The sequence below is a fragment of the Achromobacter sp. 2789STDY5608615 genome (assembly GCF_001298995.1).
GTDB lineage: Bacteria > Pseudomonadota > Gammaproteobacteria > Burkholderiales > Burkholderiaceae_B > Achromobacter > Achromobacter insuavis.
Window position 1 is genome coordinate 1 of the sequence record NZ_CYTY01000053.1, and the last position, 16,156, is coordinate 16,156.

At 67.2% G+C, this 16,156-nt stretch carries 13 protein-coding genes and 1 pseudogene; 9 read left to right on the forward strand and 5 right to left on the reverse strand.

What is annotated here, in order from left to right; genetic code table 11:
• From AOZ49_RS28340 to AOZ49_RS28350, 3 genes and pseudogenes are all read right to left on the reverse strand, one after another.
• A pseudogene (locus AOZ49_RS28340) lies at window positions 1-217 on the reverse strand (hypothetical protein); the annotation flags it as partial.
• A 60-nt stretch (window positions 218-277) separates the two neighbouring features.
• The gene (locus tag AOZ49_RS28345; RefSeq protein WP_054429577.1) at window positions 278-733 is read right to left on the reverse strand and encodes a DNA polymerase III subunit chi; all 456 of its coding nucleotides are present in this window, start codon (window positions 731-733) and stop codon (window positions 278-280) included.
• Window positions 734-755: 22 nt separating this feature from the next.
• Window positions 756-2,261, reverse strand: coding sequence for a leucyl aminopeptidase (locus tag AOZ49_RS28350; RefSeq protein WP_054479132.1), 1,506 nt, complete (start codon window positions 2,259-2,261; stop codon window positions 756-758).
• Between the two features lie 55 nt (window positions 2,262-2,316).
• On the opposite strand from AOZ49_RS28350, the gene lptF reads away from it, so the two are divergent.
• The gene (lptF, locus tag AOZ49_RS28355; RefSeq protein ID WP_054429575.1) at window positions 2,317-3,417 is read left to right on the forward strand and encodes an LPS export ABC transporter permease LptF; all 1,101 of its coding nucleotides are present in this window, start codon (window positions 2,317-2,319) and stop codon (window positions 3,415-3,417) included.
• A 104-nt stretch (window positions 3,418-3,521) separates the two neighbouring features.
• Here lptF and AOZ49_RS28360 read toward each other — a convergent pair whose 3' ends face one another.
• Window positions 3,522-4,442: a LysR family transcriptional regulator gene (locus AOZ49_RS28360; protein WP_054429574.1), complete on the reverse strand. Its 921-nt coding sequence runs from the start codon at window positions 4,440-4,442 to the stop codon at window positions 3,522-3,524.
• A 171-nt stretch (window positions 4,443-4,613) separates the two neighbouring features.
• Here AOZ49_RS28360 and AOZ49_RS28365 point away from each other — a divergent pair, with 171 nt between their 5' ends.
• The 4 genes from AOZ49_RS28365 (at window position 4,614) to AOZ49_RS28380 (ending at window position 9,015) form a co-directional block, all read left to right on the forward strand.
• The gene (locus tag AOZ49_RS28365) at window positions 4,614-5,831 is read left to right on the forward strand and encodes an ABC transporter substrate-binding protein (protein ID WP_054479134.1); all 1,218 of its coding nucleotides are present in this window, start codon (window positions 4,614-4,616) and stop codon (window positions 5,829-5,831) included.
• Between the two features lie 96 nt (window positions 5,832-5,927).
• Window positions 5,928-7,421 (forward strand): CoA-acylating methylmalonate-semialdehyde dehydrogenase, encoded by a 1,494-nt coding sequence (locus AOZ49_RS28370; protein ID WP_054429572.1) that lies wholly within the window; start codon window positions 5,928-5,930, stop codon window positions 7,419-7,421.
• Window positions 7,422-7,514: 93 nt separating this feature from the next.
• The gene (locus AOZ49_RS28375) at window positions 7,515-8,459 is read left to right on the forward strand and encodes a CysB family HTH-type transcriptional regulator (RefSeq protein WP_054479137.1); all 945 of its coding nucleotides are present in this window, start codon (window positions 7,515-7,517) and stop codon (window positions 8,457-8,459) included.
• A 232-nt stretch (window positions 8,460-8,691) separates the two neighbouring features.
• Window positions 8,692-9,015 (forward strand): DUF2325 domain-containing protein, encoded by a 324-nt coding sequence (locus AOZ49_RS28380; RefSeq protein ID WP_035361296.1) that lies wholly within the window; start codon window positions 8,692-8,694, stop codon window positions 9,013-9,015.
• Window positions 9,016-9,215: 200 nt separating this feature from the next.
• On the opposite strand, the gene AOZ49_RS28385 is transcribed toward AOZ49_RS28380, so the two are convergent.
• Entirely contained in the window at window positions 9,216-9,875 is a 660-nt protein-coding gene (locus tag AOZ49_RS28385) for a C40 family peptidase (RefSeq protein ID WP_054429571.1), read from the reverse strand.
• A gap of 313 nt (window positions 9,876-10,188) precedes the next feature.
• On the opposite strand from AOZ49_RS28385, the gene AOZ49_RS28390 reads away from it, so the two are divergent.
• From AOZ49_RS28390 to acs, 4 genes are all read left to right on the forward strand, one after another.
• Window positions 10,189-12,078: a propionate--CoA ligase gene (locus AOZ49_RS28390; RefSeq protein ID WP_054479138.1), complete on the forward strand. Its 1,890-nt coding sequence runs from the start codon at window positions 10,189-10,191 to the stop codon at window positions 12,076-12,078.
• Window positions 12,075-12,482: a heme-binding protein gene (locus AOZ49_RS28395; protein ID WP_006393507.1), complete on the forward strand. Its 408-nt coding sequence runs from the start codon at window positions 12,075-12,077 to the stop codon at window positions 12,480-12,482. Before AOZ49_RS28390 ends, AOZ49_RS28395 begins: the two co-directional genes overlap by 4 nt.
• On the forward strand, window positions 12,479-13,819 hold the full coding sequence (locus AOZ49_RS28400) for an MFS transporter (RefSeq protein WP_054479140.1): 1,341 nt from the start codon (window positions 12,479-12,481) through the stop codon (window positions 13,817-13,819). Before AOZ49_RS28395 ends, AOZ49_RS28400 begins: the two co-directional genes overlap by 4 nt.
• A gap of 264 nt (window positions 13,820-14,083) precedes the next feature.
• Entirely contained in the window at window positions 14,084-16,063 is a 1,980-nt protein-coding gene (gene acs / locus AOZ49_RS28405; protein ID WP_054479142.1) for an acetate--CoA ligase, read from the forward strand.
• Window positions 16,064-16,156: the final 93 nt, after the last annotated feature.

The following is a 16,156-nucleotide window of genomic DNA, read 5'->3' on the forward strand; positions in this document are numbered from 1 at the left end:
CGTCATCCCGGGCGACGTCGGTCAGCAGCGGGAGGGCATCGTCATCCCGGGCGACGTCGGTCAGTAACGGGAAGGCGTCGCCGTCATGGGCGGATGCGCGCTCGGGCGCCACCTCGGTCAGCAGCGGGGCGTCCGGCGGCGGCGTGGACGGCGACAGGGTGGGTTCGGCCCGCTGGGTCAGGGTGGGGATGCCGGGGTCGGAGGGGCGGTGGGGCATGGGGGCTCCCGAGGGTCGAGATGGCGCCGCCTGGGGCGGCGCGGGAGGCGGGGAGGGCGGTCAGGCGCCCGGCTGCCGTTGGCTCAGGTCGTGGCTTTGCGGCGTGTGGCCGGCGCCCTGATAGACGCGCCAGCGCTGGCGCGCGGCCTGCTTGTCGTCGGGATCGTCCGAGACGATCTCGAGCAGCCGCTCGAAGGCCTCGAAGCCCGGCGGGCAGTCGTCGTCGAGATTGAGCAGCCAGGGCGAAGGGCCGTCGCCGGCGGCTTGCGCCGCCTGCTGCGGATCGCCGGCGGTCAGGACGACGGGCGTCTCGGCCGCCAGCGGATCATTGGCCAGCACATGCGGCACGAACGAGGTGTCGTCGAAGGCCCACAGCATGCGGTCGAACTGCGCCAGGCGCGAGCCCTCGCGGCAATACACCACCAGCCGCTGGCCCGCCAGATAGCGCTTGCGCACGACCTGGCAGGCCATGCGCAAGCGGTCGGGCGCGCCAAAGGCGAAGTCGATGCGGGTCATGCCGGGATCCGTGGACGGCCGCTCAAGCCTGGTCCAGCAGGAACTGCATCAGCAGCGGCACGGGACGGCCGGTGGCGCCCTTGTCCTTGCCGCTCTTCCAGGCGGTGCCGGCGATGTCCAGGTGGGCCCAGCGGTACGACTTGGTGAAACGCGACAGGAAGCAGGCGGCCGTGACGGCGCCGGCCGGGGGGCCGCCGATGTTGGCCAGGTCGGCGAAGTTGGACTTGAGCTGGTCCTGGTAGGCGTCGTCCATCGGCATGCGCCAGGCGGTGTCCAGGGCCTGGCGGCCGGCGGCCGACAGGGCCTCGGCGAGCGCGTCGTCCTTGCTGAACAGGCCGGTGTTGACGTGGCCCAGGGCCACCACGCAGGCGCCGGTCAGGGTGGCGATGTCGATGACGGCGGAGGGCTTGAAGCGTTCGGCGTAGGTCAGCGCGTCGCACAGCACCAGGCGGCCTTCGGCGTCGGTGTTGAGGATCTCGATGGTCAGGCCGGCCATGCTGGTGACCACGTCGCCCGGCTTGTTGGCCTTGCCGCTCGGCAGGTTTTCGCAGGCCGGGATCAGGCCGATCACGTCCAGCGGCAGTTCCAGTTCGGCCAGGGCGCGGAACGAACCGAGCACGCTGGCGGCGCCGCACATGTCGTACTTCATTTCGTCCATGGTGGCGGCGGGCTTGAGCGAGATGCCGCCGGCGTCGAAGGTGATGCCCTTGCCGACCAGCACGATGGGGCCGCCGGACGCCTTGGCGCCCTTCTTGGCGGGCTTGCCGGCATGGCGCAGGACGATGAAGCGCAGCGCTTCCTCGGAGCCGCGCGCCACCGACAGGAACGAGCCCATGCCGAGGGCCTCGACCTGCTTGCGGTCCATGACTTCGACCTTGAGCGACTTGTATTCGCGCGCCAGGCGCTTGGCGGTGTCGCCCAGGTAGGTCGGGGTGCAGATGTTGCCCGGCAGGTTGCCCAGGGTGCGGGTCAGTTCCATGCCGTTGGCGATGGCGGCGCCTTCGCGCAGGCCTTTCTGGGCCTGGGCGGCGTCGGCGCGCTCGACGATCTGGACGATCTTCTTGAGCTTGGGGCGGGCGTCGCGGTCGGGTTTGCCGAAGCTGGCGTCGTAGTGATAGGTGGCGCTGCCGGCCGCGATGGCGGCGCTGCGGGCGCGGGCGATCAGGGCCACGTCGGCGATCGGGTTGGCGGCCAGGGTCGAGACCCCTTCGGTCAGCTGGGCCGAGACGCAGGCGGCGGCGAAGGCCTGTTCGGCCGAGGCGTGGGCGCGGGCCGAGTATTCGTCCTGCTTGCCCAGGCCCACCAGGACCACGCGCTGGGCCGACACGCCCGGCAGCGAGCGCAGCACCAGGGTGCTGCCGGCGCGGCCGCGGAATTCGGTTTTGGTGACGGCGCGCACGGCGCCGTTGGCGGCGCGGTCGATCAGGTCGGCGGCGGGGCTCAACACGCCGTCGGCGAAGACCCCGACCGCCAGGGCGGCGGTCTTGATCTGGTGCAGGGAAGCAGTGGTCTGTGTGCTAAATTCCATGAGGGTTTCCCGTGTGCGTCTGTATGATGCGGTCGATTATCCCGCATATTCTCCCATGTCTCTATTCAAACGCTCTGTCGTCAGCGAGATCACCAGTCACGCTGGCGTTGTCTTTTCCACGTTGCTCATCGTATGGCTCAGCGTGCTGCTGGTGCGCCTGCTCGGTGAGGCGGCGGGCGGCAACATCGGGGCGGACGTCGTGCTCGTGCTGGCCGCGCTGTCCACCATCACGGCGCTGCCGACCATCCTGGCCGTCTCGGTCTTCATCGCGGTGCTCACCACGGTCACGCGCAACTACCGGGAATCCGAGATGGTGGTCTGGTTCGCCAGCGGCCTGTCGCTGGCGGACTGGCTCAAGCCGGTGCTGCGCGTCGCCATTCCGGTGGCCATCGCGGTGGCCGGCCTGACGCTGGTGGCCGCGCCCTGGGCCTATCGCCAGATCGGCGAATACCACGAACGCTTCGAGCAGCGCTCGGACCTGTCCAAGGTCACGGCGGGCCAGTTCGCGGAATCGGCGGGCGGCAACCGCGTGTTCTTCGCCGAGGATCCGGCCAAGCCGACCGATGAACTGGGCAACGTGTTCGCGCGCGAAACCGGCCCGGAATGGCTCAGCGTCCTGACCGCCAGCAGCGCCCACAGCGAAACCCTGCCCAACGGCGACCGCTTCCTGGTGCTGGGCGAGGGCCATCGCTACGACCTGAAGCCGGGCACGCCCGAGATCCGCCTGGTGCACTTCGAGAAATACGGCCTGCGCCTGGAAAGCAAGGGCGGCGACGACCCGGTCGCCTCCGCGCGCGCCGCCGCCGAACGCTCGGCCAAGGCGCGCACCACGCCGCAGCTGATGGCCGACAACACCACCAGCAGCTGGTCGCAGGTGATGTGGCGCATTTCGCTGCCGCTGGCCGCGCTGAACCTGGCGTTGCTGGCGATCCCGCTGGGCGCCGTGAACCCGCGCCTGGGCCGTTCCGGCGACCTGCTGATCGCCGGCCTGGTGGGCCTGCTGTACATGAACCTGATCAACCTGTCGCGCGCCTGGATTTCCAACGGCAAGCTCAGTTTCGGCGTGGGCACCGTGGCGATCCACCTCGTGGTGGCCGCCTTCACGGCCTTCCTGTTGATGCGCCGCTTGCGCGTCAAGGCGCCCAAGAACAGCTAGCGCCCCGACCCGGGGGGCGGCGGCATGCCGGGCGGGCGCCAGCCCCGGCGCCCGCTGCGGGGCGCGGCAGTCGGCGCGCCTGATCCGCGCCGCCGCTGCCGGCTTCAGGGCAGGTATTTCATCGTCCCGCGCTTGCCGGCCAGCAGGTCGGCATTCTTCAGCACCGACTTGCGGATGAACTCCCACAGCACCGTCACGCGCTTGAGCTTGCGCAGGTCCTCGTGGCAATACATCCAGAACGAGCGCGTGATCTCCACTTCTTTTTCCAGCACCGGCTTGAGCCGAGGGTCCTGCGCCGCGATGAAGCAGGGCAGGATGGCCAGCGACTGGCCCTGCAGCGCGGCATGGTATTGCGCCACCACGCTGGTGCTGCGCAACACCACCCGGCTGGCCGGCAGCAGGTCTTCCAGGTAGCGCAGGCGCTCGCTGAACAGCAATTCGTCGACATAGCCGATGAAGCTGTGGCCGGCCAGGTCGGCGCGGCCGCGGATCGGCGGATGGCGCGCCAGGTACTCGGGCGTGCCGTACAGGCGCAGCGTGTAGTCGCACAGCTTGCTGCACACGTAGGGCCCGCGCTGGGGGCGTTCGATCGTGATGGCCAGATCGGCCTCGCGCTTGGACAGGCTGACGAAGCGCGGCACCGGCAGGATGTCCAGCGTGATGTGCGGATAGCGCCGCTGGAAGTCGGCCGCCAGCGGCGTCAGCACGTAGCTGCCGAAGCCCTCGGTGGCGCCGATGCGCAGGTGGCCGGACAGGGCCTGGCCGATCCCGGACAGCGTCTCGCGGGCGCTGTGCACCGTGCTCTCCATCTGCTCCGCGTGCACGAACAGGCGCTGGCCGTCTTCGGTCAGGACGAAGCCGGCGCTGCGCGATTTCTCGAACAGCAGGGTGTCCAGCTCGCTTTCCAGCGCGCGGATGCGGCGCGACACGGTGGTGTGCTCGACCCCGAGCTTGCGCGCCGCGGCGCTGACCCGCTGGGTCCGCGCGACCTCCAGGAAATACCGCAGACTGTCCCAATCCAGCACGTTTTTCGCTCCTGACAGGCTTGTGCATTGATGCACAAGGAATGTGCATTTCTGGTGTTGCTTGTTGATTTTCACACATCTACACTGGGTCGGCAGCCCTGGGGGGAATGCTCCGGGAGCCGCGGGCCGCGAAGACGGCGCCATAACGCATAACACTCAGGAGACAAATCCATGGAATTGCACGCACGCGGGCTGGCCGCAGGCTTGTGTCTGGGCGCAGCACTGTTGGGTCAGGCGTACGCGGCGGATAAACCGCCAGTGAAGATCGGCATCCTGACGGACATGTCGGGCACCTATGCCGGCATGGGCGGACCCGGTTCGGTGGCGGCGGCGCAATTGGCCATCGACGATTGCCTGGCGGCCGAGTGCAAGGGCATGAAGATCGAGCTGGTGTCGGCCGACAACCAGAACAAGGCCGACGTGGGCGCGGCCAAGGCGCGCGAATGGTTCGACCGCGACGGCGTCACCGCCATCGCCGACCTGACCAATTCCGCGGTGGCGCTGGCGGTGCAGGGCATCGCGCGCGAAAAGAACAAGGTCGTGATGTTCTCGGGCCCGGCCACCACGGCGCTGACCAACAAGGAATGCTCGCCAGTTGGCTTCCACTGGATGTTCGACACCTATTCGCAGTCCGCCGGCGGCGCCAAGGCCACGGTCAAGGCGGGCGGCAAGTCCTGGTACTTCATCACCGTCGACTACGCCTTCGGCCACTCGCTCGAGGCCGACACGGCCAAGGCGGTCAAGGCGCTGGGCGGCACCGTCGCCGGCAGCGTGCGCCATCCGCTCAACGCGCCGGACTTCGCCTCGTACCTGCTGCAGGCGCAAAGCTCCAAGGCCCAGGTGGTGGCGCTGGCCAACGGCGGCCAGGACACGGTCAATGCGGTCAAGCAGGCGCGCGAGTTCGGCATCGTGGCCGGCGGCCAGCGCCTGGTGTCGCTGCTGATCTTCCTGTCCGACCTGCGCGCGCTGGGGCTGGAAAGCGCCCAGGGCCTGTCGTACGTGGACGGCTTCTACTGGGATTACGACGATGCCACGCGCCAGTGGTCGACGCGCTTCGAGAAGGCCTTCCGCGGCCTGAAACCGACCATGACGCAGGCCGGCGTGTATTCGAGCGTGCTGCACTACCTGCGCTCGGTGGCGGCCTCGGGCAGCACCGACGGCAAGGTGGTGGCCGACAAGATGCGCGCGCTGCCGATCAAGGATCCGATCATGCGCAACGCCTCGATCCGGCCCGATGGCCGCGTGATCCACGACATGTACCTGTACGAAGTGAAGAAGCCGGCCGAGTCCAAGGGCGGCTGGGGCTATTCCAAGCTGGTGGCCACCATCCCGGCGGCCGAGGCCTTCCAGCCGCTGGCCGATTCGACCTGCCCGCTGGTGCAGAAGTAAGGCGCGGCGCGCCGCCGGGCCAGCCCGGCGGCGTGCGCGCGAGATCCAAGAACGCGGATTCCATCCGCATCGACTATGCAGTGTGAGGAGCATCAAATGAGTGAAGTCCCCCGCGTTCCGCTATTGATCGGCGGCAAGCTCGTGCAGTCCAAGACCACCGAATGGCGCGACGTGATCAACCCCGCCACCCAGGAGGTCGTGGCCAAGGTGCCGTTCGCCACGCGCGACGAACTGGACGAGGCCATCGCCAATTCCAAGGAAGCCTTCAAGACCTGGCGCAACAGCGGCCAGGGCGCGCGCATGCGCGTCATGCTGAAGTTCCAGGAACTGCTGCGCGCCAACACCGGCAAGCTGGCCGAGATGATCACCCGCGAGCATGGCAAGACCCTGCCGGACGCCGAGGGCGAAGTCGGCCGCGGCCTGGAAGTGGTCGAGCACGCCTGCTCGATCGCCAACCTGCAGCTGGGCGAATACGCCGAGAACGCCGCCTCCGGCATCGACGTCTACACCCTGATCCAGCCGCTGGGCGTGTGCGCGGGCATCACCGCGTTCAACTTCCCGGTGATGCTGCCGTGCTTCATGTTCCCGATCGCGGTGGCCTGCGGCAATACCTTCGTGCTCAAGCCGTCCGAGCAGGATCCGACCTCGTCGCTGTTCCTGGCCCAGCTGGCGCTGGAAGCCGGCCTGCCGCCGGGCGTGCTGAACGTGGTGCATGGCGGCCCGGACACGGCCAACGGCCTGTGCGAGCATCCCGACATCAAGGCGGTGTCGTTCATCGGTTCGACCCGTGTCGGCACCGAGATCTACAACCGCGCCTCGGCCGCCGGCAAGCGCTGCCAGTCGATGATGGGCGCCAAGAACCACTGCGTGATCCTGCCGGATGCCGATCCGGAAGTCGCGCTGAACCAGCTGCTGGGCGCCGCCTTTGGCGCCGCCGGCCAGCGCTGCATGGCCTCGTCGGTGGCCGTGCTGGTGGGCGAGGCCCGCAACTGGCTGCCCGACTTCGTCGAGCGCGCCAAGAAGCTCAAGGTCAACTCGGGCATGGACCGCGCCGCCGACCTGGGCCCGCTGGTCTCGCCGAACGCCAAGAAGCGCGTCGAAAGCCTGATCCAGAAGGGCGTGGACGAAGGCGCCAAGCTGCTGCTGGACGGCCGCAACCTGAAGGTCTCCGGCTTCGAGCAGGGCAACTTCGTCGGCCCGACCGTGTTCGACGGCGTGACCGAGAACATGACCATCTACACCGAGGAAATCTTCGGCCCGGTGCTGTGCGTGGTGGGCGCGGAAACGCTGGAAGAGGCGGTGGCGTTCATCAATCGCAACCCCAACGGCAACGGCGTCGCCCTGTTCACGCAGGACGGCGGCGCGGCGCGCTACTTCCAGAACAACATCGACGTCGGCCAGGTCGGCATCAACGTGCCGATCCCGGTGCCGGTGGCGTGGTTCAGCTTCACCGGTTCGCGCGGCTCCAAGCTGGGCGACCTGGGCCCCAACGGCAAGCAGGCGGTGCAGTTCTGGACGCAGACCAAGACCGTCACGGCGCGCTGGTCGGCCCATGCCAAGACCGTGAACACCACGATCTCGATGCGCTGAAAGAGGGACGCCTTGTCCTAAGCTTATACAAATAAGTCATATAACAAGGCGTCCTTATTACTTATAATTGGTCCGTCTATCAGGGGCCAATTCATGAACCTGCAGCAATTTCGTTTCGTGCGCGAAACCATCCGGCGCGACTTCAACCTGACCGAAGCCGCCCGGATGCTCTATACCTCCCAGCCGGGCGTGTCCAAGGCCATCATCGAGTTCGAGGACGAACTCGGGATCAAGATCTTCGAACGCCATGGCAAACGCATCAAGGGCCTGACCAAGCCCGGCCTGGCCGTGTCGCAGGTGATCGACCGCGTCATGCGCGAAGTCGACAACCTCAAGAAGGTCAGCGACGAATTCGCCCGCCGCGACGAAGGCGGCCTGGTGATCGCTTGCACCCACACCCAGGCGCGCTACCTGCTGCCGCGCGTGATTCCGGCGTTCCGCAAGCAATTCCCCAAGGTGCACCTGTCGCTGGCCGAAGGCAGCCCCGCGCAGCTGGCCGAAATGGTGCTGCACGAGCAGGCCGACCTGGCGCTGGCGACCGAGTCGCTGGCCCTGACGCCTGGCCTGGCGACGCTGCCCGTGTATGCCTGGGAACACACCGTGGTGGTGCGGCCCGATCATCCTCTGGCCGAGCTGACCTCCAGCGCCGCCAAGCGCCTGTCGCTGGCGCAATTGGCGGAATACCCTATCGTCACCTATGACCGCGCCTTCACCGGCCGCAGCACGATCGACGAGGTCTTCGCCAACCAGGGCATCCATCCGGACATCGTCCTGGAAGCCATCGACGCCGACGTGATCAAGACCTACGTCGACGTCGGCCTGGGCATCGGCATCATCGCCGGCGTGGCCTATGACCCGCGGCGCGATTCGAGCCTGGTGGGCCTGCCGGTGGGACACCTGTTCGGCACGCACACCACCCGCGTCGGCGTGAAGGCCGGGGTGTTCCTGCGCGACTATGTCTACACGTTCCTGGAAATGCTGGCGCCGTCCCTGACGCGCGCGGTCGTAACCGAGGCCGTGCAGGGAACGCCGAAGTAGGCCGGCCATGACGAGCGCCGCCGAAGTCGGATGAAAAGTAGCGGTTCCCCTGGCGGGGAGCCGCTTTTTTTTGGAAAGCGCGGGGGCGGGGAAGGGCGTGGACAGCGGGTCTCGCTATCCCTTTCCATAAGCTCATAAAAAATATTAAATAAGAACTGATCTCATTTGAGTTGACTAAAAAATAGGAATCATTATCATTACATCCAGTCTCAACGACCCAGTGAGGTTAAACATGACGGCAGGATTGAGTGCAGTGGTAGTGGGCGCCGACAGGCTCGGCAACATTCCGGATCTGCTTAAAGGACACAACATTTCGATCACGCACCACATCAGTGGCCGCGATCCCTCGCATCAGAAGAAGACGTTGCAACTGCCCTCGGGCACCCAGCTGGTCATCCTGCTGACCGATTTCCTGGGCCACAACGTCATGAAGACCTTCCGCAACGCGGCGCAGCGCGGTGGCATCCGTGTCGTGGCTTGTCGCCGTTCGGTGTGCAGCATGCAGCAGGCCCTGCAGCAATGCGGCCTGTGCAGCCGGGGCGCCGCGGTCCACTGACACCGCCGTGCCACGCCGCCACCAACACTGACAACTGGGGAGGCCGAAAAGGCCTGCGGCCCAAGGCCGCGAAGAGGAATGAAAAACGCCGCCGGACTGGAAAGTCCGGCGGCGTTTTGCTGTCTGTGCCGAATGGCGCGCGCCTGTCGCGTCGTTTGGAGGATGGCCGCGCCGCGGCCGGCGCGTCACACTGCGAGGTATCAGTTGGCCGCGCGGGCGCTGGCCACCAGGCCGTTGTCCAGGCGGCGGGCGCCGTTGTAGCGCTTGCTCCAGTAGGCCATGGTCATGTTTTCGACGCGCACCACGCCGCCGGCGCTGGGCGAGTGCACGAAGCGGTCGTCGCCCAGGTAGATGCCGACGTGGGAATAGCGGCGGCCCAGGGTGTTGAAGAAGACCAGGTCGCCGGCCTTGAGCTCGTTCTTGGCGACGGAAATGCCTTGCTGCGCGATTTCGGCGGCGTTGCGGGGCAGCTTCAGGCCCAGCGAACGTTCGGCGGTGTAGGCCACCAGGCCGCTGCAATCGAAACCGGTGTCGGGGGAGTTGCCGCCGAAGCGGTAGCGGATGCCCAGGTAGTTCAGGGCTTCGCTGACCATGGCGTTGTCGCTGCTGACTTCGCTGTGGTTGCGCTGGCGTTCGCGCTTGAATTTCTGCACCACCAGCATGCCGATGGGATCATCGGCGGTGGCGACCCATTCCGTCTCGTAGGGATCGATCTCGGACGTATAGGCGGTGGACTTTTGAGAGGTGTTGGCACAACCCGCCAGACCCGCGACGCACGCCGCCAGCGCCAGCAAACGCAGACCGCGGTTTGCCTGGCCAGAGGATGAATTCAGTCGCGCGCTTTTGGAGTGTCGATGCATTCGCCTGGGGATGGTTGCGTCCTGTTTCGCGCATTTGGCGTAATAAAGCGTCAAAAACGCTAAAAAACACCTGAATAGCGGAAATCAAGCAGCGAACCAACAGATATGTTGTCTACAACTTCGCGGGGATTCTACCAAATTTTTAAGACTGGTTCGTTACTGTAACCAGCCCGGCGCCCGTGCGGCGTAGACGCGTGGCAGAATTTTTTGACCTGCGGCAAGCCTCGTGCAAGGTTTGCCCACCAGAATGACCGAAGGATTCAAAAAGAAAGCAATCAACCTTAAGGCGTATGCACAATAACAGGAGACAAAAATGCAAAAAACCAGGGATTTCCATTACCGCTCGGTGCATGACCGCGATGCCTTCTGGCGCGAGCAGACCGGCCGGGTGCACTGGGAGACGCCGTTCGAATCGGTCCTGGATTTTTCCCGGCCGCCCTTCGCCAAGTGGTTCGTGGGCGGCAGGACCAACCTCTGTTACAACGCCGTGGACCGCTGGTTGCCGACCCAGGCCGACAAGCCGGCCCTGATCTGGGTATCGACCGAAGTCGAACGCGAACGCGTCTACACCCGCCAGGACGTCTATGACGAGGTGAACGCGGCCGCCGCCATGCTGCAGGACCTGGGCGTGGGGCGTGGCGACCGGGTGCTGCTGTACATGCCGATGGTGCCCGAGGCGGTCTTCACCATGCTGGCCTGCGCCCGCATCGGCGCGGTGCATTCGGTGGTGTTCGGCGGCTTCGCCTCGGTCAACCTGGCGCAGCGCATCGACGATGCCGCGCCCAAGGTGGTGGTGTGCACCGACGGCGGTTCGCGTGGCGGCAAGGTGGTGCCCTACAAGCCGCTGCTGGACCGGGCGCTGGCGCTGTGCAAGACGCCGCCGGCCTCGGTGGTGGTGTTCGACCGCGGCCTGGCGCCCTTCGAGCCGGTGGCCGGCCGCGACCTGGACTACGCCACCCTGCGCGCGGCGCAGCGCGGCGTCCACGTGCCGGTGACGTGGCTGGAGTCGTCCGAGCCCAGCTACATCCTGTACACGTCCGGCACCACCGGCAAGCCCAAGGGCGTGCAGCGCGACACGGGCGGCTACGCGGTGGCGCTGGCCTCGTCGATGGAATACCTGTTCAACGGCAAGGCCGGCGACACCTTCTTCTGCACCAGCGACATCGGCTGGGTGGTGGGGCACTCCTATATTGTGTATGGCCCGCTGATCGGCGGGCAGGCCACGGTGCTGTACGAGGGCACGCCGGTGCGCCCGGACGGCGCCATCCTGTGGAAGCTGGTGGAGCAGTTCGGCGTCAACACGCTGTTTTCGGCGCCGACGGCGGTGCGGGTGCTCAAGCGCCAGGATCCGGCCCTGCTCAGGAAGCATGATCTGTCCACGCTGCGGGCGGTGTATCTGGCCGGCGAGCCGCTGGACGAGCCGACCGCGCACTGGATCTCGGAAGGGCTGGGCAAGCCCATCATCGACAACTACTGGCAGACCGAGTCCGGCTGGCCGATCCTGTCGGCCCAGCCTGGCGTCGAAAACGTGCCGACCCGTTTCGGCAGTCCGTCGTTCCCGGTCTACGGTTTTGACGCGCGCATCGTCAGCGAGTCCAGCGGCGAGGATCTGGGGCCGGACCAGAAGGGCGTGGTGGCCATCGTGCCGCCGCTGCCGCCGGGCGCCATGTCCACCATCTGGGGCGACGACGAGCGCTTCGTGCAGACCTACTTCACCTCGATTCCCGGCCGCCAGGTGTATTCCACCTTCGACTGGGGGCTGGTCGACGCGGACGGGTACTGGTTCATCCTGGGGCGCACCGACGACGTCATCAACGTCGCCGGCCACCGCCTGGGCACGCGCGAGATCGAGGAATCCGTCAACAGCCACAGCGGCATCGCCGAGTGCGCGGTGGTGGGCGTGGCCGATGCGCTCAAGGGCCAGGTGGCGATGGCCTTCGCGGTGCTGAAGAATCCGGCGGCGGCCGAAACGGCGGAGGGCGCAAAGCAGCTGGAAGCGGATATCATGCGGCTGGTGGAAGATCAGCTGGGCGCGGTGGCGCGACCGGCCCGGATCCGGTTCGTGGGCGCGCTGCCCAAGACCCGATCGGGCAAGGTGTTGCGCCGCGCCATTGTCGCGGTATGCGAAGGCCGTGATCCCGGCGACCTGACCACCATCGAAGACCCCACCGCCCTGGAACAGATCAAGGAGTCGCTGCAATGAACACCAAACCCGTGCTGAACGCCGAAGACGTCAAGAAAATCCTGGCCGCGGCCGAAGCACACGCCCTGCAGAACAAGTGGGCCGTGACCATCGCCGTGTCGGACGATGGCGGCCACCTGCTGGGCATGCTGCGCCTGGACGACGCCGCGCCCATTTCGTCGCACATCGCGCCGGCCAAGGCCAAGACCGCGGCCCTGGGCCGCCGTGAATCGCGCGTCTACGAGGAAATCATCAACAACGGCCGCTATTCCTTCCTGTCGGCGCCGCTGATCGAAGGCATGCTGGAAGGCGGCGTGCCGATCACGGTCAACGGCCAGGTGGTCGGCGCGGTCGGCGTGTCGGGCGTGAAGTCCACCGAGGACGCCCAGATCGCCCAGGCTGGCATCGCCGCGCTGGGCCTGTGAGCCAGGAAACGCCGCGGCAGGCGCCTGCCGGCGCCGCCGCGTCCGCCGGCGGGGAGGCGGACAGGGGTCCGCTGAACCCCGGCGTGGCCAAGCGCGAAGTCTGGGCCTGGGCCATGTACGACTTCGCCAATTCCGGCTACACCACCGCGATCCTCACGGCGGTGTTCAGCACCTATTTCGTCGGCGTGGTCGGCGGCCGCGCGCCGTGGGCCACGCTGGCCTGGACCGCGGCGCTGTCGCTGTCCTATCTGCTCATCATGTTGACGATGCCCACGCTGGGCGCGCGCGCCGACGCCCGCGCCGGCAAGCGGCGGCTGCTCTACGCCAGCACCACCGGCTGCGTGGCCGCCACCCTGGTCCTGACCCAGGCCGGGCCGGGCGACGTGTGGCTGGCGCTGGCCGCCATCGTCGTGTCCAACTATTGCTATTGCGTCGGCGAGTCCGTGGTGGCGGCGTTCCTGCCCGAACTGGCCAAGCCGGCGGCGCTGGGCCGGGTGTCGGGCTGGGGCTGGAGCTTCGGTTATTGCGGCGGCATGCTGACGTTGGGCCTGTCGCTGGTGGTAGTGAAGCTGGCCGAGGCCGACGGGCTCGATGCCGAGCATTTCGTGCCGCGCGTCATCCTGGTGACCTGCGCGGTGTTCGCGTTGGCGGCGCTGCCGTCGTTCTTCCTGCTGCGCGAGCGCGCCCGGCCTTCCGGCCAGGGGCAGGAAACGCTGGCCATGCTCAAGCGGCTGGCCTACGCCTGGCGCGAGACCGGCCAGCATTTCCCCGAGTTCCGCCGGCTGCTGATGTGCATCGCCTGCTACCAGGCGGGCATCTCGGTCGTGATCACGCTGGCGGCGGTGTACGCCTCCGAGGTCATGGGCTTCACCACGCCGCAGATCATGCTGCTGGTGTTCACCGTGAACATCGGCGCGGCGGCGGGCGCGTTCTCGTTCGGCTACGTGCAGGACCGCATCGGCCACAAGCCGGCGCTGACGATCACGCTGTGCGGCTGGATCCTGATGGTGCTGGTGGCCTATGCGGCCGTGACCGCGCCGGTGTTCTGGGTGGCCGCGACGCTGGCCGGACTGTGCATGGGCACGACCCAGAGCGCGGGCCGCGCCATGACCGGCGCGCTGGCGCCGGCCGGACGCCTGGCGGAATTCTTTTCGCTCTGGACCTTCGCGGTGCAACTGGCGGCGGTCATCGGCCCGCTGACCTACGGCCTGGTGACCTGGGCCACGCATGGCAACCATCGCCTGGCGATCCTGGTGACCGGGCTGTTCTTCGTCGGCGGCCTGATCCTGCTGTCGCGCGTGGACATGGCGCGCGGCCTGGCGCGCCGCACGGCGTAGCGGGGCCGTGGTGCCAACTGATATTCTTATGAAGTCCCGGACGCCGCCGCGCCGCCAGGCGGAGCGCGGCGTCGGGCCGTTTGCGTATTGCGCTGTCAGGTTGTCGGTGCCGTTGCCCGCCGTGGCCGGTGCGCGCTGTTGCGGTGATACGGGCCTGTGGCCCGTATTTTGCGTAAGGTGCCCGTAAGAGCGTGGCGATACGGTTGCGAGTGGCAGTCAGATAAAGCGGCATCAACAACAGAATCACAGATTGGAGACAAGATCATGTCGAATGCTATTGAGTCCGTACTGGTGGAAACCCGGGTCTTCCCGCCGCCCGAGCGCGCGGCGCAGGGCGCCGCGATTCCCAGCATGGACGCGTACAACGCGCTGTGCGCGCAGGTCGAAAAGGATTTCGACGGCTTCTGGGCCGGCCAGGCCCGCGACAACCTGCAGTGGACCAAGCCGTTCACCGAGGTGCTGGATGAATCCAACGCGCCGTTCTACCGCTGGTTCGGCGATGGCGAGCTGAACGTCTCGGCCAACTGCCTGGACGTGCACCTGACCAACGGCAACGCCGACAAGACCGCCATCATCTTCGAGACCGACGACGGCAAGGTCAACAAGGTCACCTACCGCGAACTGCTGGCGCGCGTGTGCCGCTTCGCCAACGGCATCGCCAAGCTGGGCTACAAGAAGGGCGACCGCGCCATCATCTACATGCCCATGTCGATCGAAGCCGTGGTGGCCATGCAGGCCTGCGCGCGCCTGGGCGTGACGCACTCGGTGGTGTTCGGCGGCTTCTCGGCCAAGAGCCTGCAGGAGCGCATCGTCGACGTCGGCGCCTCGCTGGTCATCACCGCCGACGAGCAGGTGCGCGGCGGCAAGACCATCCCGCTCAAGCCGGCGGTGGAAGAAGCCATCGCCATGGGCGGCTGCGAAGCCGTCAAGCGCGTCATCGTCTATCGCCGCACCGGCGGCAAGATCGCCTGGAACGAAAGCCGCGACCTGTGGATGCACGACGTCGAGGCCGGCCAGGCCGACACCTGCGAACCGGTGCCGGTCAATGCCGAGCATCCGCTGTTCATCCTGTACACCTCCGGTTCCACCGGCAAGCCCAAGGGCGTGCAGCATTCGTCCGCCGGCTACCTGCTGTGGGCGCTGCTGACCGTCAAGTGGACCTTCGATGCGCGCAAGGACGACGTCTACTGGTGCACGGCCGACGTGGGCTGGGTCACCGACCACACCTACATCACCTACGGCCCGCTGGCCGCGGGCCTGACGCAGGTGGTGTTCGAGGGCGTGCCGACGTTCCCCAACGCCGGCCGCTTCTGGGACATGATCGCGCGCCACAAGGTCACCACCTTCTACACCGCGCCGACCGCGATCCGCTCGCTGATCAAGGCCGCCGAAGCGGCGCCCGAGACCCATCCGTCCAAGTACGACCTGGACAGCCTGCGCATCATCGGCACGGTGGGCGAGCCCATCAACCCCGAGGCCTGGATCTGGTATCACAAGAACATCGGCCGCGAGCGCTGCCCGATCGTCGACACCTGGTGGCAGACCGAGACCGGCGGCCACATGATCACGCCGCTGCCGGGCGCCACGCCGACCAAGCCGGGCTCGTGCACGCTGCCGCTGCCGGGCATCGCCGCCGCCATCGTCGATGAGACCGGCGGCGACGTCGACCAGGGCAACGGCGGTTTCCTGGTGATCAAGCGTCCGTGGCCGGCGATGATCCGCAACATCTGGGGCGATCCGGAACGCTTCAAGAAGAGCTACTTCCCGCCCGAGCTGCGCGGTTACTACCTGGCCGGCGACGGCGCGCAGCGCGATGCCGATGGCTACTTCTGGATCATGGGTCGCATCGACGACGTGCTGAACGTGTCGGGCCACCGCCTGGGCACGATGGAAGTGGAATCGGCGCTGGTCGCGCACGAGCTGGTGGCCGAGGCCGCCGTGGTCGGCCGTCCCGACGACACTACCGGCGAGGCCGTGGTGGCCTTCGTGGTGCTCAAGAGCGCCCGCCCCGAAGGCGCCGAGGCGCAGGCCATCGCCAAGACGCTGCGCGACTGGGTCGCCAAGGAAATCGGTCCGATCGCCAAGCCCAAGGACATCCGCTTCGGCGACAACCTGCCCAAGACGCGTTCCGGCAAGATCATGCGCCGTCTGTTGCGCGTGGTCGCCAAGGGCGAGGAAGTGACGCAGGACGTGTCGACGCTGGAAAATCCCGCCATCCTGGAACAGCTGTCCAAGCCGTTGTAATGCGGCGCGCGCCGTCCGTCATGCGGACGGCGTGGACGGTTCCCGGCCCGACGGGAGCATAATGCGAGATGCCCATGCCGGTCTGCCGGCATG